Consider the following 23990-nt stretch of genomic DNA (forward strand, 5'->3'; position numbering starts at 1 on the left):
CCGTGGCCATTCGCGAGCCGACGGGACCCGGAGAATAGTGCGCGTCTGGCGTGCTCTGACCGTTTTGCCGGGTGGGCGAAACGGACGAAACGGCTCGGTGGCCGAGCCGTTTCGTGATGCTCCACGGGGGAGAGATCTTGCCGACGGGCTGTCGGCAAGATCTCGAAGGCTCTCATTCTCATGAGGCCCGGATAGTGTGCACGCTCTGATACCCGCCGGTCAACACGCTGTCGCGGTCCGGGTTCGTCAGGGGGAGCCGGTGCTCGTCGCGCCGCCTGCCTGCGGCGAGCCGGAGGCCGTGCCGGTGGACTTGGTCGACCCGGCGGCGCTCGGGGACGTCGAGGGGCTCGCCGAGGACGTCGCAGAATTCGACGACGATGCCGAGGACGACGCCGTGGCACCGGAGCTCTTCGACCCCGTCGAGTCCGCGGACGCCGACGAGCCGTCGTTCGCCGCGCCGTGCGTCGTCTCGGTCACGGTGGTCGTCGTGGTGGTGGACGGCGTGGTGGACGAGCCCGCGCTGCGCACCGGGGCGCCGGCGAAGATGCCGACGACGATCGCCACGCTGAACACGGCGACGATCGCGGCGGCGATGCCCATCGGCTTGCGGTATCTGAGGATCCGCGCGAGGCGAGACGGCTTCTCGGCCGCCTCGGCGGGCGCGATCAGCTGAGTCCGCTCGGCGTCGATGCCCGGCGGCAGGATCAGCTTCGTGTCCTCGCGGATGACCCGGGTCTCGGCCGTGGCCTCCTTGGGGGTCCACGGCTCCGCCGCGTTCGCACCGTAGAAACGTCCGGCGGGGACCTTCGCGGTCGCGTCGGACTCCTCGGCGGTCTCGCCCCCGGCCGCCTCCTCGTCGACCTCGACCTCGATGAACTCGCCGTTCACCAGCAGCGTCTGCTTGATCTTGTGCCCGCCGGTGCGGAACACGTGCCCCCAGATCGCCGCGCCCGTGGTCGCGACCACCGAACCGACCGCGGCCCCGATGACCGTGCCCGCCACACCGAGGTACGAGGCGACGACCGAGGCGGAGCAGGCCGCCAACGCAGAAGCCGCGACCTGACTGGTGGTCAGATTCAGTCGCGGCTTCTTTGCCAGGGTTTCCTGCTCGTCTCGTGCCTCGTCCTCGCGCTCGCTCATGCATCCCCTGGGATCAGACGTTCTCGTTATTCAACCGTAATGCAAATCACGCCGCCGGACCGTCCGCGCCCGCACGGCCTGTGACCGAACTCACGGGGACCGCGATTGTCGGCGGACGGTTCTAGACTCGGGTCCGATGAGCGGTTACGAGACCCCCCTGTTCGACCTGCCCAAGCCGCCCGCCCCCGCGCGGCACCAGGCAGGGTCCGTGCTGCCCGGCCTCGGCCGCCCGGCCCGCCGCGAGGAGGAGCGGGGGGATCTGCCCTCGTCGGCGAAGGCCCCCGCCCGGCCCGCTCCGGTGGCGCCGCGGGACCTGAACGCGATGCTGGACGGCCTCAACCCCGCCCAGCGCGAGGCCGTCGTGCACGCGGGATCGCCGCTGCTGATCGTCGCCGGCGCCGGCTCCGGCAAGACCCGGGTGCTCACCAACCGGATCGCCTATCTGCTCGGCGAGCGCGGTGTGCACCCCGGCGAGATCCTGGCCATCACCTTCACCAACAAGGCCGCCGCCGAGATGCGCGAGCGGGTGGAGGCGCTGATCGGCCCGCGGGCCCGGATGATGTGGGTCTCCACCTTCCACTCCGCCTGTGTGCGGATCCTGCGACGCGAGCACGAGCACCTGCGGCTGCCCTCGTCCTTCACCATCTACGACGCGGACGACTCGCGGCGGCTGATGGCGCAGGTCGCCCGCGACCTCGACCTGGACGTCAAGCGGCATCCCCCGCGCGGTCTGCTCGCCGCGGTGTCCTCGCTCAAGAACGAGCTCATCGACCACGAGTCGGCGCGGGACGCCGCGCAGTCGGACCGCGAGGCGCTGATCGCCGAGGTCTACGGCGTCTACCAGAACCGGCTGATCGCGGCGAAGGCGCTGGACTTCGACGACCTGATCATGACGACGGTCAACCTCTTCCAGGCCTTCCCGGCCGTCGCCGAGAGCTACCGCCGCCGCTTCCGGCACGTGCTGGTCGACGAGTACCAGGACACGAACCACGCGCAGTACGTGCTGGTGCGCGAGCTCGTCGGCCCCGCGGACGGGGAGGTGCCGCCCGCCGAGCTGTGCGTGGTCGGCGACGCGGACCAGTCGATCTACGCCTTCCGCGGCGCGACGATCCGCAACATCCTCGAATTCGAGGCCGACTACCCGAACGCCAAGACCATCCTGCTCGAGCAGAACTACCGCTCCACCCAGACCATCCTGACCGCGGCCAACGCGGTGATCGCGAAGAACCGCGGCCGCAAGGCGAAGAATCTGTGGACCGATTCGGGCGCGGGCGAGCAGATCATCGGGTATGTCGCGGACTCCGAGCACGACGAGGCCGCCTTCGTCGCCAACGAGGTGGACCGGCTCGCCGACGAGGGCCTGGCCAAACCCGGCGACGTGGCCGTCTTCTACCGCACCAACGCGCAGTCCCGTGCGTTCGAGGAGTGCTTCATCCGGGTCGGCCTGCCCTACCGCGTGGTCGGCGGCGTGCGCTTCTACGAGCGCAAGGAGGTCAAGGACGCCCTGGCCTACCTCAGGGCCCTGGCGAACCCGGACGACACGGTCTCGGTCAGGCGGATCATCAACGTGCCCAAGCGCGGCATCGGCGATCGCGCCGAGGCGATGCTGGACGCGCTGGCGACGCGTGAACGGATCTCCTTCGGCGCGGCCGTGGACCGCGCGGACGAGGCGTACGGCCTGGCGGCGCGTTCGCTCAACGCGGTCAAGGGCTTCGCGGCGCTGATGGCGAGCCTGCGCGAGAAGGTGGCGGAGGGCGCGGGCCCGGCCGAGGTGCTCGAGGCGATCCTGGAGCGCACCGGCTATCTGGCCGAGCTGCAGGAGTCCACCGACCCGCAGGACGAGAGCCGCGCGGAGAACCTGCAGGAACTGGTCGCCGTCGCGCACGAGTACGAGAGCATGGAGGGGACGGAGAACACCGAGGGCACGGAGGACGGCGAGGGGGTCGACGGCCTCGACGGCGCGGCGCCGACGTCGGCCGTGATCGGCTTCCTCGAGCGGGTCGCGCTGGTGGCGGACGCCGACCAGATCCCCGGTGAGCACGAGGGCGGCCTGATCACCCTGATGACGCTGCACACCGCGAAGGGCCTGGAGTTCCCGGTCGTCTTCCTGACCGGCCTTGAGGAGGGCGTCTTCCCGCACACCCGCGCGCTCGGCAACAACCAGGAGCTCGAGGAGGAGCGCCGGCTGGCGTACGTCGGGATCACCCGGGCCCGGCAGCGGCTGTACTTCAGCCGCGCGGTGCTGCGCTCGGCCTGGGGCGCCCCCGCGTACAACCCGGAATCGCGCTTCGTCGGCGAGGTCCCGAAGGAGCTCATCGAGTGGGAGCGCGAGGCTCCGGCCCCGAGCTCGACCGCGTTCGGCACGCAGACCCCGCAGCTCACGGCGTCGGCCAACAAGACCCGTAAGACGGGCTTCAAGTCGCTCGGTTCCAGCGGCCGCGAGCCGATCTCGGTCGCGCCGGGGGATCGCGTCATCCACGACACGTACGGCCTGGGCACGGTCGTCTCGGTCGAGGGCCGCACCGGGGAGCACGCGACGGTGGACTTCGGTTCCGAGGGAGTCAGGAAGCTGGTGCTGGCCTTCGCGCCGCTGCAGAAGCTCTAGCCGCAGCCCGCGCCGTAGGCGCAGCCGAGGCCGTAGCCGCAGCCATGCCCGCAGCCGTCCTTCGGGCTAGACGCCCAGATAGCGGAGCACCGCGAGCACCCTGCGGTTGTCCGCGCTGGAGACCGGCAGGTCCAGCTTGGTGAAGATGCCCGCCACGTGCTTCTCCACCGCGCGCTCGGTGACGAACAGCGCCGCCGCGATCGCGCCGTTGGACCGGCCCTCGCCCATCAGGCCGAGCACCTCGCGCTCACGCGGGCTCAGCGTGTCGAGCGCGCGCCGGGAGTTGCTCGCGCCCACCAGCTGCGAGACCACCTCGGGGTCGAGCGCCGTGCCACCCGCCGCGACGCGCTCCAGCGCGTCGATGAAGTCCTTCGTGTCCATCACGCGCTCCTTGAGCAGATAGCCGACGCCCGCCGAGTTCCCGGCCAGCAGGCGGCTCGCGTACTGGGTCTCCACGTACTGCGAGAAGATCAGGATCCTGAGGCCGGGATCCGCGGCGCGCAGCTCGATCGCGGCGCGCAGGCCCTCGTCCGTATGCGTCGGCGGCATCCGGATGTCCGAGACCACCAACTCGGGCCGGTGCTCGGCGACGACCTCCCGCAGCCGGGTCGCGTCCGGCACCGCGGCCACCACCTCGTGCCCCTCGTCCTCGAGCAGGCCGACCAGCCCGGCTCGCAGGATCGGCGAATCCTCCGCCACCACGATGCGCATCCGGAATCAGTTCCCTTCATTGGGCTTGTTCGCGGGCAGTCGCACGGTGACGGTCGTCGGACCGCCGACCGGGCTGTCGACCGTGAGCCGGCCGTCCATCGTGCGGACCCGCTCGGACAGCCCGCGCAGCCCCGAGCCCGCGCTGTCCAGCCGCGCCCCGCCGCACCCGTCGTCCGTCACGATCAGCCGCACGTCCTCGTCGTGCGCGTCGCTGACCACCGTGACCGCGATGGCCCGCGCGCCGCTGTGCTTGGCGGCGTTCGTCAGCAGTTCCGCGGCGGTGAAGTACAGAATCGTCTCGGCGGCCGCGGAAAGCCGCGTCTCCAGGCTCACCCGCACGATCGTCGGGATCGGCGTCTTCGCGGCCAACGTGGTGAGTGCCGGCGCGAGTCCGCCGTCCAGCGCGGGCGGGTGGATGCCTCGGACCAGGTCCCGCAGGTCCTGCGCGATCGCCTTCGCCTCGGCGCGCGTCTCGCGGACCAGTTCCAGCCCTGATTCGGCGTTCCCGCGCTCCAGTTGCCGCTCTGCGCGGCCCAGCTGCATCCCGAGGGCGACGAGCCGGGCCTGCGCACCGTCGTGCAGATCGCGCTCGATGCGGCGCAGCGTGGCCGCCGCCTCGTTGATCGCGTGCGAGCGGGTCTGTTCCAGCTCCCTGATCCGCAGCGAGTCCTCGGAGGGCCCGAGCAGCCGCCGCATCAGGGTCTGGTCGAGCAGCAGCAGCAGCTCCGTCAGCCGCGGCGAGGCGAAGAAGAGCACCGTCCAGATGATCAGAATCGACCACGACTGGATCTCCGCGCCCGAGGCGGCCAGCGCGATCAGCGTCAGCGGCAGACCGAGCCGGAACGCGACCCCGACCACGAGCTCGACGCTCAGCAGGATCTTGGCCAGCACGTAGCCCACCGCGCGCCAGCCGATCCCGTCCCCGTAGTAATACATGAAGAAGCCGAGAACGCCGGGCCGCCGCGGGGCGCGCATCGGCTCCGGCACGTCCCAGCCGAGCAGGCCGCGGGCCAGGCCGCGGTGCACGTTGCCGAGCCCGCGCGCGAAGGCCAGCAGCGGCACGAGCAGCACCGGGGCCAGCAGACCCGCGGAGCCCGTCGAGCCGGTCAGCAGCAGCAGGACCACGCCGAGGCCGAAGAGATCGACGAAGGGCTGGCAGAAGCAGTACACGAACGTGCGCCAGGCGCGTGCGGTGAAGGGTTCACGCAGCACGCGCCGGGCAACGACCGTGACTCGGTTGGCAGCCATCGTCACAGCATTCTCGCTCATCAGAAGGTCAGACGTCCCGCTTCTTGATCGAGACCAGCGCGGCGGACCCGAGCACGGCGACCCAGCCCAGCAGGATGAGCAGCCCCTGCAGCGGCGTGTACACGTTGGACGAGTTGTGGCCGCTGCTCATCATCACGGTGGCGCCGCCGGGCAGCGCGTTCGACAGGTGCTCGCCCAGGCTGCCCGGGATCATGCTCAGCACGCCGGGGAGCACGAACTGCAGCGCCAGGATCAGGCTGATCCCCGCCGCGAGATGCCGCACCAGCGTGCCGACGGACAGCGCGAGCAGGCCCAGGGCCGTCATGAACAGGCCGAACGCCAGGATCGCGCGGATCGTGATCGGGTCGGTGATCGAGGTGGAGGCGTGCGCGCTGGTGAGCGCCGAGCCGATGAGGAAGCAGGGGACCGCGACCAGTTCGGCGACGACGAAGACCAGTGCGGAGAACGCGGCGGCCTTCGCCAGCAGCGCGGACGTGCGGCGCGGCGCGGCCAGCATCGTCGCCCGGATCATCCCGGTGGTGTACTCCGAGCCGATCACCAGCACCCCGAGCACGCATACGGCCAGGCCGGCGAAGGCCGCGCCGGGCTGCAGGATGAGCCCGATGGTGTCCTGCCGGAACTGCGTCCGCGTCGCGGGGTCCAGCCGGGTGAACTTGCTCGAGTAGACCGCGCAGGCGGTGATCGTGAAGCCGAGGCTCAGCACGATCATCGCGGCCAGCGACCACCAGGTCGAGCGCAGGGTCTTGAGCTTGGTCCACTCGCTGAGCATCAGGTCGGTGAAGCCGGGCCGGTGTGTCGGCCGTACGGCGGCGTGCTCGGTGCGCACCGCGGCGGAAGTCACGTACGTCATCGTGGGTTCCCCAGTCCTTCGGGTGTCGTCTCAGGTGTCTCAGGTGTCTCGTCTGGCGGGTCTTCGGGTGTCGCGGCTATCGGGCCGAGTACTCGATCGCGCCGGCCGTGAGCCGCATGAACGCCTCCTCGAGCAGCGCGGGCCGGGCGACCGCCGGGGTCGCCGCGTAGACCGCGGGATCGGTGTGCCGCTCGATGAACTCGGCGGTGGTGCAGTCGGCCAGCAGCCGGCCCCGCCCGATCACCAGCAGGTGGTCCGCGGTCACCGCCATCTCGTTCATCAGGTGCGAGGAAACCAGCACCGCGCGCCCCTCGGCGGCCAGCCGCTTCATCAGGTTCCTGATCCAGAACACGCCCTCCGGGTCGAGCCCGTTGACCGGCTCGTCCAGCAGCACGATCCGCGGGTCGCCGAGCAGCGCCGCCGCGATGCCGAGCCGCTGCGCCATGCCGAGCGAGTAGCCGCCGGCCCGCTGGGCGGCCACATCGTGCAGGCCGACGATGTCGAGCACCTCGTCGACCCGCCGCACCGGCAGCGCCTGCGACTGCGCGAGCGCCAGCAGGTGGTTGCGCGCGCTGCGGCCCTTGTGGAAGGACTTCGCCTCGAGCAGCGCCCCGACGTGCGCGAGCGGCGCGGACAGCGCGGCGTACGGCCGGCCGCTGATCAGCGCCGTCCCGGAGTCGGGCCGCTCCAGCCCCAGCAGCAGCCGCATCGTGGTCGACTTCCCCGCGCCGTTCGGCCCGAGGAACCCGGTCACGCGGCCGGCGCGAACCTGAAAGGTCAGCGCGTCGACCACCTTCTTGTGCCCGTAGGACTTCGTCAGCCCGCGCGCCTCGACGGCGGGCGTCGTGTCGGTGTGGTGAGTGCGGTTCGCAGCGTTCTCCGTCATGCGTCCAGGCTCGCGCCGGAGGGCATCGCGCCACGAGGGCGCGGCCCCCCGAACCCGGGGTGGTGCTAACCCCACCCCCCGCCCGCCGCCACCCCTGCTCGCCACCCCAGTGCCGGATATCACAGCTCCGTCGAAGGGCCGCCCGTCCGGGCCTCGGCTACGCTGCGACTGGCCGAAAGTGTCGAGTACGCGGGTACTCCATCGGCCTCACGAAGGAGTGAGCATGAGCGAGACCGAGACCAGGCAAGCGGCGAACGCGCCCGCCCCCGGCGCCGCCCCCATCCGCGTCGTCATCGCCAAGCCCGGCCTGGATGGGCACGACCGCGGCGCCAAGGTCGTCGCCCGCGCCCTGCGCGACGCCGGCGTCGAGGTCGTCTACACGGGCCTGCACCAGATGCCCGATCAGATCGTGGCCACCGCCATCCAGGAGGACGCCGACGGCATCGGCATGTCGATCCTCTCCGGCGCGCACATGACGCTCTGCCCCAAGGTCGTCGAACTGCTCAAGGAGCGGGACGCAGCGGACATCAAGGTCTTCGTCGGCGGAATCATCCCCGAGGGCGACATCCAGACCCTCCTCGACGCCGGCATCGCCGCCGTCTTCACCCCCGGCACCCCGACCCAGCAGATCGTCGACTGGGCCTACGCGAACCTGAGCTGACGGACGGTTCGCTGTGCCCCGGACTGTGCCGTGGCCCGGAAACCGTTGCGGTTAGGAGATTTTCCGCGGGTACGCATGTCCCCGTATGTTCGGGGCACTCGAGCGTATGGCTGGTGCAGTGCAAAGGCGGTACAACGGCGTAGGCGCGATCATCATGCTCGTGGTCGGCGTCATCGCGCTCATCTTGGTGCTCCACATCATCTTCGTGCTCTTCGGGGCGAACTCCGCGAACAGCATCGTGTCCACGGACGCGGACTGGGCGCGGCACCTCGCGGCGTGGTTCGACGGGTTGTTCAACACGGCGAACGGGAAGTGGAACACGGTGCTCAACTACGGCATCGCGACGATCGTGTACCTGGTCGTCGGGCGGTTGCTCGCGGGCTTGTTGGAGCGCGTGTAGCCGTGTGACGACGCATGACGGCGCGGAATGAGGCTCAGCGCGGATCGTGAGACGGCCACCCCCGCCCGATTCCGATAAACGGACGCATCGTGCGTCTGTCGGGCGCCGGGTGGCCGGACGATCTCCGGCGCGGCGGCGGAACCCTGGATGATGCCCATGAGCGGCGTAGCTCACACCCCGTGGATTCCTTCCCCGCAACGTGGACGGGATAACCTCGGACAAGCATCTAGTCCAGGACGGGGACCCCGTGCCCCGAGCCGCAGCACGTCATTGAGGACGGACGAGCGTGGATCTTTTCGAATACCAGGCGAGGGACCTGTTCGCCAAGCACGGCGTACCCGTACTCTCCGCCAAGATCGCTGACACTCCCGAGGAAGCCGAGGCCGCGGCCGCCGAGCTCGGCGGCAAGGTGGTCGTCAAGGCGCAGGTCAAGACCGGCGGCCGCGGCAAGGCCGGCGGCGTGAAGCTGGCCGAGGGCCCGGCGGACGCCCGCGCCAAGGCCGAGCAGATCCTCGGTCTGGACATCAAGGGCCACGTCGTGCGCCGCGTGATGCTGGCGACGACGGCCGAGATCGAGACCGAGTACTACGTCTCCTTCCTGCTCGACCGCTCCAACCGCACCTTCCTGTCGATGGCCTCCGTCGAGGGCGGTATGGAGATCGAGGAGATCGCCGTCACCAAGCCCGAGGCGCTCGCCAAGGTGCCGGTGGACGCGACCGTGGGCGTGACCCCGGCCAAGGCCGCCGAGATCGTGGCCGCCGCGAACTTCCCGGCGGACGTGGCCGACCAGGTCGCCGACGTGCTGGTGAAGCTGTGGCAGGTCTTCGTCCAGGAGGACGCGCTCCTGGTCGAGGTCAACCCGCTGGTCAAGACCCCCGAGGGCACCATCCTGGCGCTCGACGGCAAGGTCAGCCTGGACGAGAACGCCGCGTTCCGGCAGGCCGACCACGCCGCGCTCGAGGACAAGGCCGCGGCCAACCCGCTCGAGGCGGCGGCCAAGGAGAAGCACCTCAACTACGTGAAGCTGGACGGCGAGGTCGGCATCATCGGCAACGGCGCCGGCCTGGTCATGTCCACGCTGGACGTGGTCGCGTACGCGGGCGAGGCGCACGGCGCCGTGAAGCCCGCCAACTTCCTGGACATCGGCGGCGGTGCCTCGGCCGAGGTCATGGCGAACGGCCTGGAGATCATCCTCGGCGACACCGACGTGAAGTCCGTGTTCGTCAACGTCTTCGGCGGCATCACCGCGTGCGACGCGGTGGCCAACGGCATCGTGCAGGCCTTCGCGCTGCTCGAGTCGCGCGGCGAGGCCGTGACCAAGCCGCTCGTCGTCCGGCTCGACGGCAACAACGCCGAGCTCGGCCGCAAGATCCTGACCGAGGCCGGCCTGCCGGGTCTCGAGCAGGTGGACACCATGGACGGCGCCGCGGCCCGCGCCGCCGAGCTGGCCGCGAAGTAAGGAAGAGGAGGAATACACCATGGCTATCTTCCTCAACGAGGACTCGAAGATCATCGTCCAGGGCATGACCGGCTCCGAGGGCATGAAGCACACCAAGCGGATGCTGGCTTCGGGCTCGAAGATCGTCGGCGGCGTGAACCCGCGCAAGGCGGGCGAGAAGGTCGAGATCGACGGCGTGCAGATCCCCGTCTACGGCACCGTGGCCGACGCCATCGCCGAGACCGGCGCCGACGTCTCGGTCATCTTCGTACCGCCGGCCTTCGCCAAGAGCGCCGTGATCGAGGCGATCGACGCCGGGATCCCGCTGGCCGTCGTCATCACCGAGGGCATCCCGGTGCACGACTCGACCGAGTTCTGGGCGCACGCGCAGGGCAAGCGGACCCGCATCATCGGCCCGAACTGCCCCGGCCTGATCAGTCCGGGGAAGTCCAACGCGGGCATCATCCCGGCGGACATCACCAAGCCCGGCAAGATCGGCCTGGTGTCCAAGTCCGGCACGCTGACCTACCAGATGATGTACGAGCTGCGCGACCTGGGCTTCTCCAGCGCCGTCGGCATCGGCGGCGACCCGGTCATCGGCACCACGCACATCGACGCGCTGCAGGCCTTCCAGGACGACCCGGAGACCGCGGCGATCGTGATGATCGGCGAGATCGGCGGAGACGCCGAGGAGCGCGCCGCGGCCTACATCAAGGAGCACATCACCAAGCCGGTGGTGGGCTACGTGGCCGGATTCACCGCGCCCGAGGGCAAGACGATGGGCCACGCCGGAGCGATCGTGTCCGGTTCCTCCGGCACCGCGCAGGCGAAGAAGGAGGCCCTCGAGGCCGTCGGCGTGAAGGTCGGCAAGACCCCGTCCGAGACCGCGAGGCTGATGCGCGAGATCATCGAGGCTGTGAATTAGCTTTCGCGGGCCCGCCGCGCGATTGGTCGCGGTGGGTCGAGGCCGGCGTCCGAGACGGTAGTACGGTCGGCGAGCTTAGCCGCATGCGAACTGGATCCCCCTCCCGCTCGGCGGGCGGGGGATCCGGTTCTCGTTTGGGTGACCGGATGGCGAGCCGCGTCCGGGTGTGCGTGCCCGCGCGCGAGCATGGTGGGGTGGCCGACACCGAACAAGCGGCCGCCGGGGCCGAGGCCGAGCAGGGGGAGCTCAGACCGACGCCGCGGCCGCTGCTCCCGCTTCCGCGCATGATCGCCGATCAGCTCGCCCAGCTTCCGCAGCTTCCGGAGACGGCGCGGGCGCTGCCGTCCCGCGTCCGGCGGGATTTCACCGAGAACGGCGCCGCGTACCTGTACGGGGTGCGCGCCGCGATGCTGGTGGCGGTCGGCGGGTGGCTCGTGGCCGTATCGCTCACGCTGCTGCTGTGGGCCACGGCCGCGCCCGCCGGCTCCGACCCGATGATTCCGCTGCGCGTCAGCGGCCAGCTCTGGCTCGCGGCGCATCACGTGCTGCTGCACGCGCCGGACGGCCCCTTCGGTCTCAGCCCTCTGGGATTCACGCTGCTGCCGGTGATGGGCCTGGTCGCGACCGGGCGGCGGACGGCGCGGCGGGCGCCGGAGTACGCGGTCCGGGCCTCGCTCGGCGCGGCGGTCGGGTACGCGTTGTGCGCGTGCGCCATCGCGGCCGCGAGCGCGGGCAACGGGCTGACGCCGGAATACGCGCAGGTCGCGCTGTATCCGGCGGTGATCGCGCTCGTCGGCCACGGCGTGGGCGCGGCCGGTGCGATCAGGGATCTGATGCCGCGGATGGAAGCGCCCTGGCTTCCGGCCGCGGTGCGCGGGACGGTGGCCGCGCTCAGCGTCTACCTCGGCGCGGCGGCACTGCTCGCGGCGGGCCTCATCATCGCGCACGCCGACGACGCGTTGGCGGCGCAGCGCCAGATCGGCGGGGGACTGACCGGCGAGAGCGGCCTGTTCCTGGTGGATGTCGCGTTGGTGCCGAACGCGGCGCTGTGGGCGATCGCCGTCCTCGCCGGGCCCGGTTTCGCGCTCGGCACGGGGACGAACGTGTCCGTGTTCTCGGTCGTGCGCGGGCCGCTGCCCGGACTGCCGCTGCTCGCCGCGACCCCGGCTTCGCAGCACCCTGCGGCCGGGTGGCTGGCGCTGTTCCTGGTGCCGGCGGCGGCCGGGGCACTGGCCGCGGCGGTGATCGGGCGCGGGGCACGCGCGTGGCCCGACCGGGTCACCGCGACCGCGGCGATGGCGGCGGGCGGCGGGCTGGTGCTGGCCGTGGCGGAGATGTACGCGGGCGGCCCGGTGGCCTTCGGCCCGATGTCGGTGGTCGGCTCGACGGCGTGGCTCGTCGGCGCGCTCGTCTCCGCGGAGCTGCTGTTGGCGGCCGCGGCCGCGTTCGGCGTCTGGTACGCCGCGCCCGCGCTGGCCGGACGGCTGCGCGGGCGCGGTGAGACGGGCTGTGAGGTTCCGGCCTACGGCGACGACGAGTCGTACGCCGCGGTCGAGCCGGGGTCCGCCCCGGTGTTCGTCGCGAGCCTCGAATCAGGCCTGGACGACGACCGTGTGGCAGACCATGTCGGCGAAGGTCCGGTTCCTGGCGTCCCAGAGGGGGGCGAAGTACCCGATGTAGCAGGGCAGGCCGTCGAGGATGTGCGCGAGCCCGCGGACGAAGGAGCCGCCGAAGCCGGTGAACTGGCCGTCGGCCTCCCGGATCAGCTTGATGTGCAGGACGCCCTTGCCGACGGACTGGCCGGTGGTGCCTTGCCGGTACAGGTTCCACAGGCCGACGACGAGGGCGTACAGGACGCCGACGAGCAGGGCGACGACGGCGCCCCCGGGGACTCCGCCGCTGGTGGCTCCGGTGGTGGGGTCGACGGTGACCGGCTTCATGGAGCTGAAGTAGTAGATGTAGCAGGCCCAGGTGGGAATCAGCAGGGCGACGTAGTCGATGAGCCCGGCGCCGACGCGCTGCCCCCAGCCGGCGAAGGCCGCTGAGCCCATCCCGCCGCCGGGTACGCCCGCGTACGCACCCTGCATGCCCGGGCCGGGGCCGTAGCCCTGCGCGCCGGGGGCGCCGTACTGGCCGGGGGCGCCGTACGGCTGCTGTCCGTACTGCTGCTGTCCCTGCTGCGGCCCGCCGAACTGCGGCTGCTGGCCCGGCTGTCCGTACTGCGCCTGCTGGGGTCCGCCGAACTGCTGACCCGGCGCCTGGTCCTGCGTGCCGGGGGCGCCCCACGGGTTCGGCTGGCCCGCGGTCGGCGAGCCGCCGGGCGGCGTGTTCGTGGGCTGCGGTCCGCCGAACTGCTGCGGCGGCTGCGCATACGGGTTCTGCTGGCCGGGCGCGCCGTACGGCTGCTGTCCGTACTGCTGCTGCTGTCCGGGCTGGCCCTGCGGAGCGCCGAACTGCGGCGGCTGCTGGCCCGGCTGTCCGGGCTGGCCATACTGGGGCTGGCCCTGCGGCGCGCCGAACTGCGGCTGCTGACCCGGCTGTCCGGGCTGGCCGTACGGCTGCTGTCCCTGCTGCGGTCCGCCGAACTGCGGCGGCTGCTGACCGGGCTGTCCGTACTGCGGCTGACCCGGCTGTCCCGGCGGCGGGCCGAACTGCGGGTTCTGACCCGGCTGCTGGCCGAACTGCTGCGCCGCTCCGGGCTGCTGTCCGTACTGCTGCTGTCCGGGCTGGCCCTGCTGCGGTCCGCCGCCGAACTGCGGCTGCTGTCCCGGCTGTCCGTACTGCCCCTGCGCGCCGGCCGGCTGCCCGAACTGCGGCTGGCCCTGCTGCGGTCCGCCGAACTGCGGGTTCTGCTGCGCGCCCGGCTCCGAGCCCGGACCCCAGGTCAGCCGGGTCGGCTCGGCGCTCGACGCGTCACCCGCACCGGGCTGGCCCGGCTGCCCGGGCTGCCGGCCGAGGGTCGGGATGGCCCACTGCGTCGGCTCGGCCTGGGTGTTCGGCTGCTGCGCGGCGGGCGGCTGCGGCGTCGGCTCGCTGCCCTGGTTCTGGTTCCCCAGCGTCGGGATGGCCCACTGGGTCGGCTCGGCCTGCGGCGCCGGCCGGGAGGACTGGTCGTCCGGCTGGGCGGGACTGGACTCGGAAGAGGGGTCGGACATGGTTCCGCACGCTATCCGACTAATCCACGCCAGGTAACCCCGCCCCCGGACTTGTCACCTGATTGTGGTGTTGGACAGCCGCTCGTTCACCTGGCCTGGACGACCACGGACGAGGCGATTTTGTCGCTCCATGTCTGCGACTTCTGATCCCACAGCGGCCACAGGTAGTTCAGGATTCCGGGAATCACGCAGATCGCCCAGAACACGGCGTTCATGAAAAGGCGCAGGATTCCGTACGCCGGGCCCACGACCTGCCCGTCCGAGTATCGCGCGAGTCGGATACCGGCCATTCTCTTGCCGGTGGACTGCCCGGCCTTTCCGGCGAGGTACGCGTTGTAGACGGCCCACACCAGGCCGACGACGGAAATCACCCAGCCGGTGATGCGCGGGCCGTTTCCCCAGTCGTAGTACGCGGCGTCGGTCAACCAGCCGCCGATGAGCGCGATGCCGTTGTCGATCAGCCACGCCCCGACACGCTGCCACCACGTAGCGAACGGCGGCATCCCGGGCGGCAGGCCCGTCGCGCCGAGCGGCGCGCCGCCGTACTGCGGGCCGTAGCCGGGAGGCGGCGGGGGCGGATAGCCGTAGCCGGGCGGCGGCTGGTCCTGCGGCTGCGGCCGGCCGTATTCAGGCTGCTGACCGTAGCCCGGCTGTTGGGCGTACGAGGGCTGCTGCTGGTCGTAGCCGGGCTGTTGACCGTGGCCGGGTTGCTGTTGCCCGTGCTCGTTCGGCGGCTGCCACGCCTGTTGCGGCTGCCCGGGCTGTTGCTGCTGGTTGAGCGGCGGCGGGACGGCGGTGTACGCGGTCGGATTGCCCTGCTCGTCGACGCGCGGCTGCTGGTGCAGTTCCCGCAGCGCGTCCTCGGGCGCGACCGGCGGCTCGCCCTGGCCCGCCGCCGCCGCGGACTGCTGCTGCTGCTCCTGCGAATGCGGGTCCTGCGAGCTCGGGTTCTCGGGCGTCGTCACCGTGGCCTCCAAGATCTGTCCGTCCGTCAAACAGATCATGTGACAGGGTCGGCCGGGCCGCCTCCCGGACTACGCCAACCGCGTGCCGCCGAGGACGAAGCCGAAGCGGTGCAGCTGCCAGACCCAGGCGAGCGCCAGCAGGACGCCGAGCACGGTGTTGCGCCGGCGTACCGGGAGATTGGCCCAGGAGGCGACCGGGTCGATGCGCGTGAGCGGCGCGGCGAGGAAGACCGCGAACGCGAGGACGGTCAGCGGATTGGCCGTCAGGGCGGCCGTCCAGTGCCCGGCCCCGGCCTCCATGAACACGGTCGTCGAGCCGCACATCGGGCACGGGATACCGGTCAGCCGCCGCAGCGGGCAGAGCGCGCCGGGGTCGTGGTGCCCGTGGATCCAGGCGGCGCCGAGCGAGCAGACCGCGGCCAGGCCGAGTCGTCCGCCGGAGGCGAGGACCCGCTCCGGGACGCCGCGCGGCGCCAGCCGGACCAGCCGGCTCGGGGCCGGTGCCGCCTCGGCCGCGGACATCGGCCTCAGCCCCTGGTCCCGAAGTCGTTCTGGAAGTTCGTCTCGCACTGGTTCTGCGCGGAGATCGTCGTGGCCGAGCGCAGGCAGTTCGAGAGCTGCGACAGCTGCGTGTAGAAGATCAGCGAGAACGCCAGGATCATCAGCGAGAGCAGCGAGGCGATCGAGCTCCACACGATCGCGCCGACGGCCTCCGGCGCGCGCTTGCCCTTCGCCAGCGCCGCACGCTGCGCGAACACGCCAAGCCACAGCCCGGTCAGCCCGAGCACGAGCCCGGCCCCGGCGCCGACCATCCACGTCGGGAAGTTCGAGATGCTGTACCAGATCGCCAAGAGCGTGCACCCGATCGCGCCGAGGGCCAGGCCGCGCGCCCACCGGGTGCGCAGATCCAGCGGCTGACGCTTCTCCTGCTCGGCGGGCTGACGCTGCTGCCGCTGGCGCTGCCACGGGTCGTCCTGCTGCTGATTCGGGGGCTGCTGCGGCCTCGGCGGCCCGTAGCGGTTCGGGTCCTGCCAGGGCGGCATCGGCGGGGGCGGCGGACCGAACGGACCCGGCTGGTCGTAAGGATTCTGCGGCGGCTGCGGCGGCGCGATGGGCGGCGGCTCCGGGGTCCCCGGCGTGCCCTGCGCCTCAGGGGACTGATCGGACTGACCGGACTGTTCGGGTTGATCGCCCGGGGTCTCGGGCTTTCCGGAATCGGCCTCGGAGTCGCCGGCGCCGGCTGCGCCCTCGGCACCGTCCGCGTCCTGCGCGCCCGTCGTGCCCTCGGCACCGGCGGCATCCTCGGCACCCGCGGGCGGCGGCGCGGGCTGCTGCGGCGGCATGGCCACGCCCCAGCCGGCCTGCGACTGCGGGGCGGCGCCGGGGCGGCCGACGTACCAGGGCGCGGGCGCGGGCTGGCTGTCCGACCAGCGCGGGGGCTGCGGGGAGCGGTTCGGCGCGGCGTCGCCGGAACCGTCGCCCGAGTCCGGCCCCGGAGCGCTCTCCGGCCCGGCGGACCCGGTCTGGCTGGGCGAGGCGTCGGTCACGTTCTCCTCGGGCTCTGTCGTCATATCGTCGTCAGTCGCTGATTGGCCCTATCACGGTATCCATAGATATCGTTGGCCGCGAATCCGTGTCCCGCCCGTTACGCGGCCGCTGGATACGGTGCACTTGATTGTCTGCAGCCAGAATCTCACAGAAAGGGAGCCGCGGTCGTGGCCTCCACTCTGGATCTCCTACCCGGCCATGCGCCGGCACGCCTGGTCGTGCTGGTCTCCGGCACCGGGACCAATCTCCAAGCCCTGCTCGACGCCTGCCGGGACCCGGCCTACGGCGCCGCGGTCGTCGCGGTGGGCGCCGACCGAGACGGCATCGCCGGACTCGAGCGCGCGCACGCGGCGGGCGTCCCCACCTTCGTCCACCGGGTCAAGGACCATCCGGACCGCCGGACCTGGGACCTCGCCATTCGCGACACCGTGGCGGCGTACGAACCGGACCTGGTGGTCAGCGCCGGGTTCATGAAGCTGCTCGGACCCGACTTCCTGGCGGCCTTCCCCGGCCGGGTCGTCAACACCCATCCGGCCCTGCTGCCCTCCTTCCCGGGCATGCACGCGGCGCGCGACGCGCTCGCCTACGGCGTCAAGGTCACCGGCTGCACCCTGTTCGCGGTGACCGAGGGCGTCGACGACGGCCCGGTGATCGCCCAGAGCGCGGTCCAGGTCGAGGCGGGCGACGACGAGAACTCCCTGCACGACCGCATCAAGGTCGCGGAACGAGCGCTGCTCGTGAACTACGTGGGCCGGATGGCCCGCAACGGCTGGACCATCGACGCGGAGCGAAAGGTGACCGTGAAATGAGCGAGACCATCGAGACCACCGAGACCGTCAGGATCCGCCGGGCGCTGGTCAGCGTCTACGACAAGACCGGCCTCGAGGAGCTGGCCCGGGGCCTGCACGCGGCCGGCGTCGCCCTCGTCTCCACCGGCAGCACGGCCGCGCGGATCCGCGCGGCGGGCGTGCCGGTCACCGAGGTGGCCGAGCTCACCGGCTTCCCCGAGTGCCTGGACGGCCGGGTCAAGACCCTGCATCCCAAGGTGCACGCGGGCATCCTCGCCGACCGCCGGCTGCCCGAGCACGTCGCGCAGCTCGACGAGCTCGGCATCGAGCCCTTCGACCTGGTGGTCGTCAACCTCTACCCGTTCACCCAGACGGTCGCCTCGGGTGCCGCGCCGGACGAATGCGTCGAGCAGATCGACATCGGCGGCCCGTCCATGGTGCGCGCCGCCGCGAAGAACCACCCGAGCGTCGCGGTCGTGGTCAACCCCGAGCGGTACGCCGACGTGCTCGGCACCGTGAACGCGGCCGACGGCGGCTTCACGCTGGCCCAGCGCAAGCGGCTCGCCGCCGAGGCCTTCGCGCACACCGCGGCGTACGACGCGGCCGTGGCCTCCTGGTTCGCCCGCGACTACGCGCCCGCCGACGACTCGCCGTTCCCCGAGTTCCTGGCGATGCCGTACGTGCGCTCCTCGGTGCTGCGCTACGGCGAGAACCCGCACCAGGGGGCCGCCCTCTACCTCGCGCAGCACAGCGCGGGCACGCTCGCCGAGGCGGAGCAGCTGCACGGCAAGGAGATGTCCTTCAACAACTACGTGGACTCCGACGCCGCGCTGCGTGCCGCGTACGACTTCGACGAGCCCTGCGTCGCGATCATGAAGCACGCCAACCCGTGCGGCATCGCGGTCTCCTCGGCCGACGTCGCCGACGCGCACCGCAAGGCGCACGCCTGCGACCCGGTCTCCGCGTTCGGCGGGGTCATCGCCGTCAACCGGCCGGTCAGCGTGGAGATGGCGCGGCAGGTCGCCGAGGTGTTCACCGAGGTGCTGATCGCCCCCGAGTACGAGCAGGGCGCGGTCGAGATCCTGGCCGCGCGCAAGAACATCCGGCTGCTGCGCACCCCGGCGCGGGCCCGCCGGCACGTCGAGTTCCGGCAGATCTGCGGCGGCCTGCTGGTCCAGCAGGGCGACCTCTACCAGGCGCCCGGCGACGCGACCGAGGCCTGGCAGCTCGCCGCCGGACCGGCCGCGTCCGACGAGGTGCTCGCCGACCTCGCGTTCGCCTGGCGGGCGGTGCGCGCGGTGAAGTCCAACGCCATCCTGCTCGCGAGCGGACTCGCCTCGGTGGGCGTCGGCATGGGGCAGGTGAACCGGGTGGACTCGGCCAGGCTCGCCGTGGCCAGGGCCGACGAGCGGGCCGCCGGCTCGGTCGCCGCCTCGGACGCCTACTTCCCGTTCCCCGACGGCCTGCAGGTGCTGATCGACGCGGGTGTGCGCGCGGTCGTGCAGCCGGGCGGCTCGGTGCGGGACGCCGACTCGATCGCGGCGGCCGAGGCGGCCGGCGTGACCATGTACCTGACCGGCACCCGGCACTTCGCGCACTGACGAACGCACGAGGCGGCCCTGACGCGTATATCAGGGCCGCCGTCAGTGCTCGAATGGTCAGAGCTTCAGGTTGCGCTTGATGCAGGCGTTGTAGGCAGACGTGTCGTTCTTGTCGATCGACTTGCACGAGTTGGCCGCGTGCACCGCCGCGACGGTCACCAGCCCGCCGCCGATGATCCCGAGCACGCACAGGACGATCCCGGCGATGCCGAGGCCGCGCTTGAGGTTCCGCCGGGACGCGCCCACGATGCCGATGATGCCGAGGATCAGGCCGACCAGGCCCACGATCGAACCGAAGAAGCCGAAGATGATCATCGGGAGCGAGATGATGCCGAGGATCAGCGAGGAGATCGCGAGCTTGCTGTTGCGCGGCGGGCCGTAGGGCTGGCCGGGCGCGCCGTAGCCGCCGCCGGGGATGCCGCCACCGCCGCCGAGGCCGCCCGCGAGCGGCGGCGCGGCCGGGTACTGCTGCTGCGGGTACTGCGGGAACTGTGACGGGGACTGCCCCTGTTCCGGCTGATCCTGCGGCTCTTGCCCCCACTGCTCGGACACCTGATCCTCACCCTTCGGACTGAGAAGAATTTGATTTCGTGAATGGATTTCGGCTGATCACCGAACGAGCGTAGAGCAAATGCGAGGATGACACCATGACAGCGACCGTGTTGGACGGCTGGGCTACGGCGAAGGAGATCCGCGCCGACCTGAGCGCGCGGGTGGCCAAGCTCAAGGAGCGCGGCGTGACGCCGGGCCTCGGCACGATCCTGGTCGGCGACGACCCCGGATCGCACGCCTACGTCTCGATGAAACACCGTGACAGTGCCCTGATCGGCATCGACTCGATCGACAGGCGCTTGCCGGCGACGGCCACCCAGGCCGAGGTCGAGGCCGCGGTCGAGGAACTCAACGCGGACCCGGCCTGTCACGCCTACCTGGTGCAGTTGCCGCTGCCCAAGGGCCTGGACGAGTACCCGGTGCTCGAGAAGGTCGACCAGGCCAAGGACGCCGACGGCCTGCACCCGCTGAGCCTCGGCAAGCTGGTGCTCGGCGAGCCGACCCCGCTGCCGTGCACGCCGTGGGGCTGCGTCGTGCTGCTGCGCAGATTCGGAGTGCAGCTCAACGGCGCCGACGTCGTCGTCATCGGCCGAGGCATCACCGTCGGCCGCCCGCTCAGCCTGATCCTCAGCAGGAAGAGCGAGAACTCGACCGTGACCCTGTGCCACACCGGCACCCGCGACATCCCCGCCCACGTCCGCCGCGCGGACGTGGTGGTGGCCGCGGCCGGCGTCCCGCACATGATCACCGCCGACATGGTCAAGCCCGGCGCCGCCGTACTGGACGTCGGCGTCTCGCACGTGGACGGCAAGCTCACCGGCGACGTGCACCCCGACGTCGCCGAAGTCGCCGGCTTCCTCTCACCCAACCCCGGCGGCGTCGGACCGATGACCCGCTCGCTGCTGCTCACCAACGTCGTCGAAGCCGCCGAGCGCGCCGCGGCCGGCCGCTAGGCGGAGCGTCGGCGGCGCAGGCAGGGCCGACCGGCAAATGTGAGCCGGTCGGCCCTGGACGGTCCGAGGTGTCCCTACTCAGTGCCCTTAGCGGGCTCCAGCCACAGCACGCCCAGCGGGGGCAGGCGCAGCACCGCGTGGGCGGGCTGGCTCCACATCGGTTCGGCGATCGAGTGGACCTGGCCCATGTTGCCGACGCCGCTGCCGCCGTACTGCTCGGCGTCGGTGTTGAGGACCTCGTTCCAGCGCGGCGCGCGGTCGGCGGGGAGGGGGAGCGGCAGGCGGTAGTCCTCCCACGGCACGCCGGCGAAGTTGGCCACGCAGACCAGCGGGGTGCCGTCCTCGGACCAGCGCGCGAAGGCGAACACGTTGTGGTCGGCGTCGTCGGAGGAGAGCCAGGTGAATCCCGAGGGGCTGAAGTCCTGCTGCCACAGCGCCGGACGGTCCCGGTACGCGGCGTTCAGGTCCTGGACCGTCTTGAACACGCCGCGGTGCTCGGCGTGGTCGAGCAGCCACCAGTCCAGGCCGTGCTGCTCGGACCACTCGTCGCTCTGCGCGAACTCGCCGCCGGAGAACAGCAGCTGCTTGCCGGGATGCGCCCACATGTACGCCAGCAGGGCCCTGAGATTCGCGAACTGCTGCCAGCGGTCGCCGGGCATCTTGTGCAGCAGCGAGCGCTTGCCGTGCACGACCTCGTCGTGGCTGAGCGGCAGGATGAAGTTCTCGGTGAACGCGTAGACCAGCGAGAACGTCATCCGGTGGTGGTGGTAGCGCCGGTTGACGGGCTCCTCGGACACGTAGCCGAGCGTGTCGTGCATCCAGCCCATGTTCCACTTGAAGCCGAAGCCCAGGCCGTCGTGGCTGGTCGGCTGGGTGACGCCGGGCCAGGCCGTCGACTCCTCGGCGAACATCAGCACGCCGGGCACGCGCTTGTACACCGTCGCGGTCAGCTCCTGCAGGAAGGAGACCGCCTCCAGGTTCTCCCGGCCGCCGAACGCGTTCGGGTGCCATTCCCCGGCCGGGCGCGAGTAGTCGAGGTAGAGCATCGAGGCGACCGCGTCCACGCGCAGCCCGTCGATGTGCATCTCCTCGCACCAGTACAGCGCCGAGGCGAGCAGGAAGTTGCGCACCTCGCGGCGCCCGAAGTCGAACACCAGCGTGCCCCAGTCCGGGTGCTCGCCGCGCCACGGATCCGGGTGCTCGTACAGGTTCGTGCCGTCGAACTGCGCGAGCGCCCAGGCGTCCTTCGGGAAGTGCGCGGGCACCCAGTCCACGATCACGCCGATCCCGGCGGCGTGCAGCGCGTCGATCAGGGCCTTGAAGTCGTCCGGGTCGCCTAGCCGCGCGGTCGGCGCGAAGTACGAAGAGACCTGATAGCCCCACGAGCCGCCGAAGGGGTGCTCGGTCGGCGGCAGGAACTCGACGTGCGTGAAGCCGAGCTCGTTGAGGTACCGCGGCAGCTGCTCGGCCAGCCCGCGGTACGTCAGCCCGGGCCGCCACGAGGCGAGGTGCATCTCGTACACGGACTGCGGCTCGCGGTACGGGTCCGACTCGGTGCGCCGCTTGAGCCACTCGCCGTCGGCCCATTCGTAGTGCGAGACGTCGATCACCGACGCGGTTTCCGGCGGGCACTCGGTCCGCTGCGCGAGCGGGTCGGCCTTCTGCCGCCAGACCCCGTCGCGGCCGAGGATCTCGTACTTGTAGCGCTGCCCGGCGCCGATGCCCGGCACGAACAGCTCCCAGACGCCGCTGGAGCCGAGCGAGCGCATCGGGTAGCCGGTGCCGTCCCAGTAGTTGAAGTCACCGATGACGCGCACGCCCTGCGCGTTCGGCGCCCAGACCGCGAAGCCGGTGCCCTCGACCGTGCCGCCGTCCGGGGCGTCGGCCGTGCGCACGTGCGCGCCGAGCACCTCCCACAGCTGCTCGTGCCTGCCTTCGCCGATCAGGTGCAGGTCGACGTCGCCGGGCAACGGCAGGAACCGGTAGGCGTCGTCCTGCTCCAAGACCGATTCGCCGTAGTCCACCCGCAGCCGGTAAGCCTCGTCGGGCCGGCCGGGCACGACCCCGGCGAACAGGCCCTCGCCCTGGTCGTGCAGCGCGTACTCGCCGTCCGCCTGGACCACCCGGACGCCCTCGGCGAACGGCCGCAGCACCCTGATGACGCGTGCTCCGTCGCCGGCCGGGTGCGAGCCGAGCAGCGCGTGCGGATCGTGCACCGCGCCGCCGAGCAGGCCCTCGAGCTGAACCGAATCCGGGCGCTCGGCAGGGGCGGCCGTCCCGGTGGTGGCGTCGATGGCCGCCGAGCTCTTGTTCTGTTCTCCCGTCACCCGTCCCAGACTGCCACGTTCGGGGGAGCAGCGGGAGGCGGGGGCGTTACCGGAAGCCCACGGCGTGGCGGCCGGGCGGCTCGGCGGCCGCGTCGTCCGACGCACCGTCAGGAGTAGCCGCGGGTGCCGACGGCCCGCCGGATCAGCTCGTCCAACAGGCCCGATTTCGCGTCCCCGACCAGCTGTTTGAGCTGTTCCACGGACATCTGCACGCGCTGGCCGAAGTCGTCGGCGAGCACGATCCGGCGCGGCGGATCGGCCTCCGGATCGAGAAAGAGCTCGGGGCAGCCGCAGTTGCAGTCGCCGCAGAAGATCCGGATCGAGCACAGTTCCGGATGATGGGTGGGAATGAGCTGTACGGGTGAACGCTGTTCGGGGACCACGGAAGCACCTCGCCAGACCTCGACACGCAGTGGGCGGTGAGTACCGAGCCTGCCCGCCGGTCTCTTCCACCGTAGATCTCCGGGCGTCGCCGGACTACGGAGCGTACGGCCGGGCCCGTGTACGCCGCCGTGGCCTTCCGCGCCGTCCGCCGCACGTCGCGCGCCCCGGCGTGCCTACGGCGTACCCCCTGCCCGCCGCTATTTGCGCTTGGCCCGGCGCCGCCCGCCCAGGAAGCCGACGAGCGCCCCGGCCAGGAAGACGATCAGCAGCACGACCCACAGCCGCGCGCTGATCCACGTCACCCAGAGGTGGATCCGGACCTGGGAGTTGTTGGCGATGATGAACCACAGCGACGCCGCGCTGACGAGGCCGCCGATGAACACCTTCGGCGTGGCCAGCCGCTCGGCGAGCCGCGAGTCGCGCTTGCGCTCCGGCTCCGCCGAGCCGACCGGCGGGATGTTCGCACTCATGTGTGCCTCCTCGTATCACACAGCATAAGGGCACGATGAACCGCCCGCCTCTCGGGCGCGGTCCGCACGGGTGGCCGAAGCGTGGTTCCATGGAGCTATGGACGTACGGCGTGAGTGGCCCTTCGCCACCGTATTCGCGGTGGCCCTCGCCGCCGTGGCGCTGATAGCGCTCGGCAACCTGCAGCACGGCGTGCTCATCCTGGGCTGCGCGCTGCTGCTCGGCTCAGGCCTGCGCTTCGCGCTGCCCACCCCGCGGGCCGGGCTGCTGGCCATCCGCGGCCGCGGGGTGGACGTGGTCACCATGGGCCTGCTCGGCCTGGTGATGCTGATCCTCTCGGTCGTCCACCTGACCAACTGAGACC

The 23990-nt window shown here is 71.5% G+C and carries 22 protein-coding genes and 1 pseudogene; 10 read left to right on the forward strand and 13 right to left on the reverse strand.

Going from position 1 to position 23990, the window contains the following annotated elements; genetic code table 11:
* Positions 1-246: 246 nt before the first annotated feature.
* Positions 247-1140, reverse strand: a complete 894-nt coding sequence (locus VG296_RS06830; RefSeq protein WP_325564235.1) for a hypothetical protein — start codon at positions 1138-1140, stop codon at positions 247-249.
* A gap of 136 nt (positions 1141-1276) precedes the next feature.
* Here VG296_RS06830 and pcrA point away from each other — a divergent pair, with 136 nt between their 5' ends.
* On the forward strand, positions 1277-3745 hold the full coding sequence (pcrA, locus tag VG296_RS06835) for a DNA helicase PcrA (protein ID WP_325564237.1): 2469 nt from the start codon (positions 1277-1279) through the stop codon (positions 3743-3745).
* Positions 3746-3811: 66 nt separating this feature from the next.
* Here pcrA and VG296_RS06840 read toward each other — a convergent pair whose 3' ends face one another.
* From VG296_RS06840 to VG296_RS06855, 4 genes are all read right to left on the reverse strand, one after another.
* Complete coding sequence (locus VG296_RS06840) at positions 3812-4456, reverse strand: response regulator transcription factor (RefSeq protein ID WP_325564239.1); 645 nt, start codon at positions 4454-4456, stop codon at positions 3812-3814.
* Positions 4457-4462: 6 nt separating this feature from the next.
* Positions 4463-5704 (reverse strand): sensor histidine kinase, encoded by a 1242-nt coding sequence (locus VG296_RS06845; RefSeq protein WP_325564241.1) that lies wholly within the window; start codon positions 5702-5704, stop codon positions 4463-4465.
* 28 nt (positions 5705-5732) lie between these two features.
* The gene (locus VG296_RS06850) at positions 5733-6575 is read right to left on the reverse strand and encodes a hypothetical protein (RefSeq protein WP_325564242.1); all 843 of its coding nucleotides are present in this window, start codon (positions 6573-6575) and stop codon (positions 5733-5735) included.
* Positions 6576-6651: 76 nt separating this feature from the next.
* Entirely contained in the window at positions 6652-7461 is an 810-nt protein-coding gene (locus VG296_RS06855) for an ABC transporter ATP-binding protein (RefSeq protein ID WP_325564244.1), read from the reverse strand.
* 223 nt (positions 7462-7684) lie between these two features.
* On the opposite strand from VG296_RS06855, the gene VG296_RS06860 reads away from it, so the two are divergent.
* From VG296_RS06860 to VG296_RS06880, 5 genes and pseudogenes are all read left to right on the forward strand, one after another.
* Positions 7685-8122 (forward strand): cobalamin B12-binding domain-containing protein, encoded by a 438-nt coding sequence (locus VG296_RS06860; RefSeq protein ID WP_325564246.1) that lies wholly within the window; start codon positions 7685-7687, stop codon positions 8120-8122.
* A 106-nt stretch (positions 8123-8228) separates the two neighbouring features.
* The gene (locus tag VG296_RS06865) at positions 8229-8522 is read left to right on the forward strand and encodes a hypothetical protein (protein WP_325564248.1); all 294 of its coding nucleotides are present in this window, start codon (positions 8229-8231) and stop codon (positions 8520-8522) included.
* A 286-nt stretch (positions 8523-8808) separates the two neighbouring features.
* Entirely contained in the window at positions 8809-9981 is a 1173-nt protein-coding gene (gene sucC / locus VG296_RS06870; protein WP_325564250.1) for an ADP-forming succinate--CoA ligase subunit beta, read from the forward strand.
* 19 nt (positions 9982-10000) lie between these two features.
* Positions 10001-10885, forward strand: coding sequence for a succinate--CoA ligase subunit alpha (gene sucD / locus VG296_RS06875; protein ID WP_325564252.1), 885 nt, complete (start codon positions 10001-10003; stop codon positions 10883-10885).
* A 407-nt stretch (positions 10886-11292) separates the two neighbouring features.
* Positions 11293-12318 (forward strand): annotated as a pseudogene (locus VG296_RS06880) (DUF6350 family protein); the annotation flags it as partial.
* 159 nt (positions 12319-12477) lie between these two features.
* Here VG296_RS06880 and VG296_RS06885 read toward each other — a convergent pair.
* From VG296_RS06885 to VG296_RS06900, 4 genes are all read right to left on the reverse strand, one after another.
* Positions 12478-14040, reverse strand: coding sequence for an RDD family protein (locus VG296_RS06885; protein ID WP_325564254.1), 1563 nt, complete (start codon positions 14038-14040; stop codon positions 12478-12480).
* Positions 14041-14126: 86 nt separating this feature from the next.
* The gene (locus VG296_RS06890; protein ID WP_325564256.1) at positions 14127-15005 is read right to left on the reverse strand and encodes an RDD family protein; all 879 of its coding nucleotides are present in this window, start codon (positions 15003-15005) and stop codon (positions 14127-14129) included.
* Between the two features lie 69 nt (positions 15006-15074).
* Positions 15075-15527 (reverse strand): DUF2752 domain-containing protein, encoded by a 453-nt coding sequence (locus VG296_RS06895; RefSeq protein ID WP_325564258.1) that lies wholly within the window; start codon positions 15525-15527, stop codon positions 15075-15077.
* Between the two features lie 5 nt (positions 15528-15532).
* The gene (locus tag VG296_RS06900; RefSeq protein WP_325564260.1) at positions 15533-16576 is read right to left on the reverse strand and encodes a hypothetical protein; all 1044 of its coding nucleotides are present in this window, start codon (positions 16574-16576) and stop codon (positions 15533-15535) included.
* Between the two features lie 144 nt (positions 16577-16720).
* Between VG296_RS06900 and purN the strand changes: the two genes are divergently transcribed.
* Together purN and purH are read left to right on the forward strand one after the other, a co-directional pair.
* Complete coding sequence (gene purN / locus VG296_RS06905) at positions 16721-17362, forward strand: phosphoribosylglycinamide formyltransferase (RefSeq protein WP_325564263.1); 642 nt, start codon at positions 16721-16723, stop codon at positions 17360-17362.
* Entirely contained in the window at positions 17359-18942 is a 1584-nt protein-coding gene (purH, locus tag VG296_RS06910) for a bifunctional phosphoribosylaminoimidazolecarboxamide formyltransferase/IMP cyclohydrolase (protein ID WP_325564265.1), read from the forward strand. Before purN ends, purH begins: the two co-directional genes overlap by 4 nt.
* A gap of 57 nt (positions 18943-18999) precedes the next feature.
* Here purH and VG296_RS06915 read toward each other — a convergent pair whose 3' ends face one another.
* Entirely contained in the window at positions 19000-19494 is a 495-nt protein-coding gene (locus tag VG296_RS06915) for a DUF4190 domain-containing protein (RefSeq protein ID WP_325564267.1), read from the reverse strand.
* Between the two features lie 95 nt (positions 19495-19589).
* Here VG296_RS06915 and VG296_RS06920 point away from each other — a divergent pair, with 95 nt between their 5' ends.
* Positions 19590-20447, forward strand: a complete 858-nt coding sequence (locus VG296_RS06920; protein WP_325564269.1) for a bifunctional methylenetetrahydrofolate dehydrogenase/methenyltetrahydrofolate cyclohydrolase — start codon at positions 19590-19592, stop codon at positions 20445-20447.
* Positions 20448-20521: 74 nt separating this feature from the next.
* Here the strand turns inward: VG296_RS06920 and glgB are convergent, their stop codons facing one another.
* The 3 genes from glgB to VG296_RS06935 form a co-directional block, all read right to left on the reverse strand.
* Positions 20522-22741, reverse strand: a complete 2220-nt coding sequence (gene glgB / locus VG296_RS06925; protein ID WP_349259484.1) for a 1,4-alpha-glucan branching protein GlgB — start codon at positions 22739-22741, stop codon at positions 20522-20524.
* Positions 22742-22881: 140 nt separating this feature from the next.
* The gene (locus VG296_RS06930) at positions 22882-23157 is read right to left on the reverse strand and encodes a hypothetical protein (protein WP_325564273.1); all 276 of its coding nucleotides are present in this window, start codon (positions 23155-23157) and stop codon (positions 22882-22884) included.
* A gap of 198 nt (positions 23158-23355) precedes the next feature.
* Positions 23356-23628, reverse strand: a complete 273-nt coding sequence (locus VG296_RS06935) for a LapA family protein (protein ID WP_325564275.1) — start codon at positions 23626-23628, stop codon at positions 23356-23358.
* 97 nt (positions 23629-23725) lie between these two features.
* Here VG296_RS06935 and VG296_RS06940 point away from each other — a divergent pair, with 97 nt between their 5' ends.
* On the forward strand, positions 23726-23986 hold the full coding sequence (locus VG296_RS06940) for a DUF3017 domain-containing protein (RefSeq protein WP_325564277.1): 261 nt from the start codon (positions 23726-23728) through the stop codon (positions 23984-23986).
* Positions 23987-23990: the final 4 nt, after the last annotated feature.

Source organism: Actinospica sp., assembly GCF_035552695.1.
Lineage (GTDB): Bacteria > Actinomycetota > Actinomycetes > Streptomycetales > Catenulisporaceae > Actinospica.

Excerpts from the sequence above, each read along its gene's own strand:
- VG296_RS06855 (WP_325564244.1), bottom strand. The coding sequence starts at position 7,461 with ATGACGGAGAACGCTGCGAACCGCACTCACCACACCGACACGACGCCC.
- VG296_RS06940 (WP_325564277.1), top strand. The coding sequence starts at position 23,726 with ATGGACGTACGGCGTGAGTGGCCCTTCGCCACCGTATTCGCGGTGGCC.
- VG296_RS06850 (WP_325564242.1), bottom strand. The coding sequence starts at position 6,575 with ATGACGTACGTGACTTCCGCCGCGGTGCGCACCGAGCACGCCGCCGTA.
- purH (WP_325564265.1), top strand. The coding sequence starts at position 17,359 with ATGAGCGAGACCATCGAGACCACCGAGACCGTCAGGATCCGCCGGGCG.
- sucD (WP_325564252.1), top strand. The coding sequence starts at position 10,001 with ATGGCTATCTTCCTCAACGAGGACTCGAAGATCATCGTCCAGGGCATG.
- VG296_RS06900 (WP_325564260.1), bottom strand. The coding sequence starts at position 16,576 with ATGACGACAGAGCCCGAGGAGAACGTGACCGACGCCTCGCCCAGCCAG.
- VG296_RS06845 (WP_325564241.1), bottom strand. The coding sequence starts at position 5,704 with ATGGCTGCCAACCGAGTCACGGTCGTTGCCCGGCGCGTGCTGCGTGAA.
- VG296_RS06865 (WP_325564248.1), top strand. The coding sequence starts at position 8,229 with ATGGCTGGTGCAGTGCAAAGGCGGTACAACGGCGTAGGCGCGATCATC.
- VG296_RS06920 (WP_325564269.1), top strand. The coding sequence starts at position 19,590 with ATGACAGCGACCGTGTTGGACGGCTGGGCTACGGCGAAGGAGATCCGC.
- VG296_RS06885 (WP_325564254.1), bottom strand. The coding sequence starts at position 14,040 with ATGTCCGACCCCTCTTCCGAGTCCAGTCCCGCCCAGCCGGACGACCAG.
- VG296_RS06860 (WP_325564246.1), top strand. The coding sequence starts at position 7,685 with ATGAGCGAGACCGAGACCAGGCAAGCGGCGAACGCGCCCGCCCCCGGC.
- VG296_RS06840 (WP_325564239.1), bottom strand. The coding sequence starts at position 4,456 with ATGCGCATCGTGGTGGCGGAGGATTCGCCGATCCTGCGAGCCGGGCTG.
- pcrA (WP_325564237.1), top strand. The coding sequence starts at position 1,277 with ATGAGCGGTTACGAGACCCCCCTGTTCGACCTGCCCAAGCCGCCCGCC.
- VG296_RS06935 (WP_325564275.1), bottom strand. The coding sequence starts at position 23,628 with ATGAGTGCGAACATCCCGCCGGTCGGCTCGGCGGAGCCGGAGCGCAAG.
- VG296_RS06830 (WP_325564235.1), bottom strand. The coding sequence starts at position 1,140 with ATGAGCGAGCGCGAGGACGAGGCACGAGACGAGCAGGAAACCCTGGCA.
- VG296_RS06895 (WP_325564258.1), bottom strand. The coding sequence starts at position 15,527 with ATGTCCGCGGCCGAGGCGGCACCGGCCCCGAGCCGGCTGGTCCGGCTG.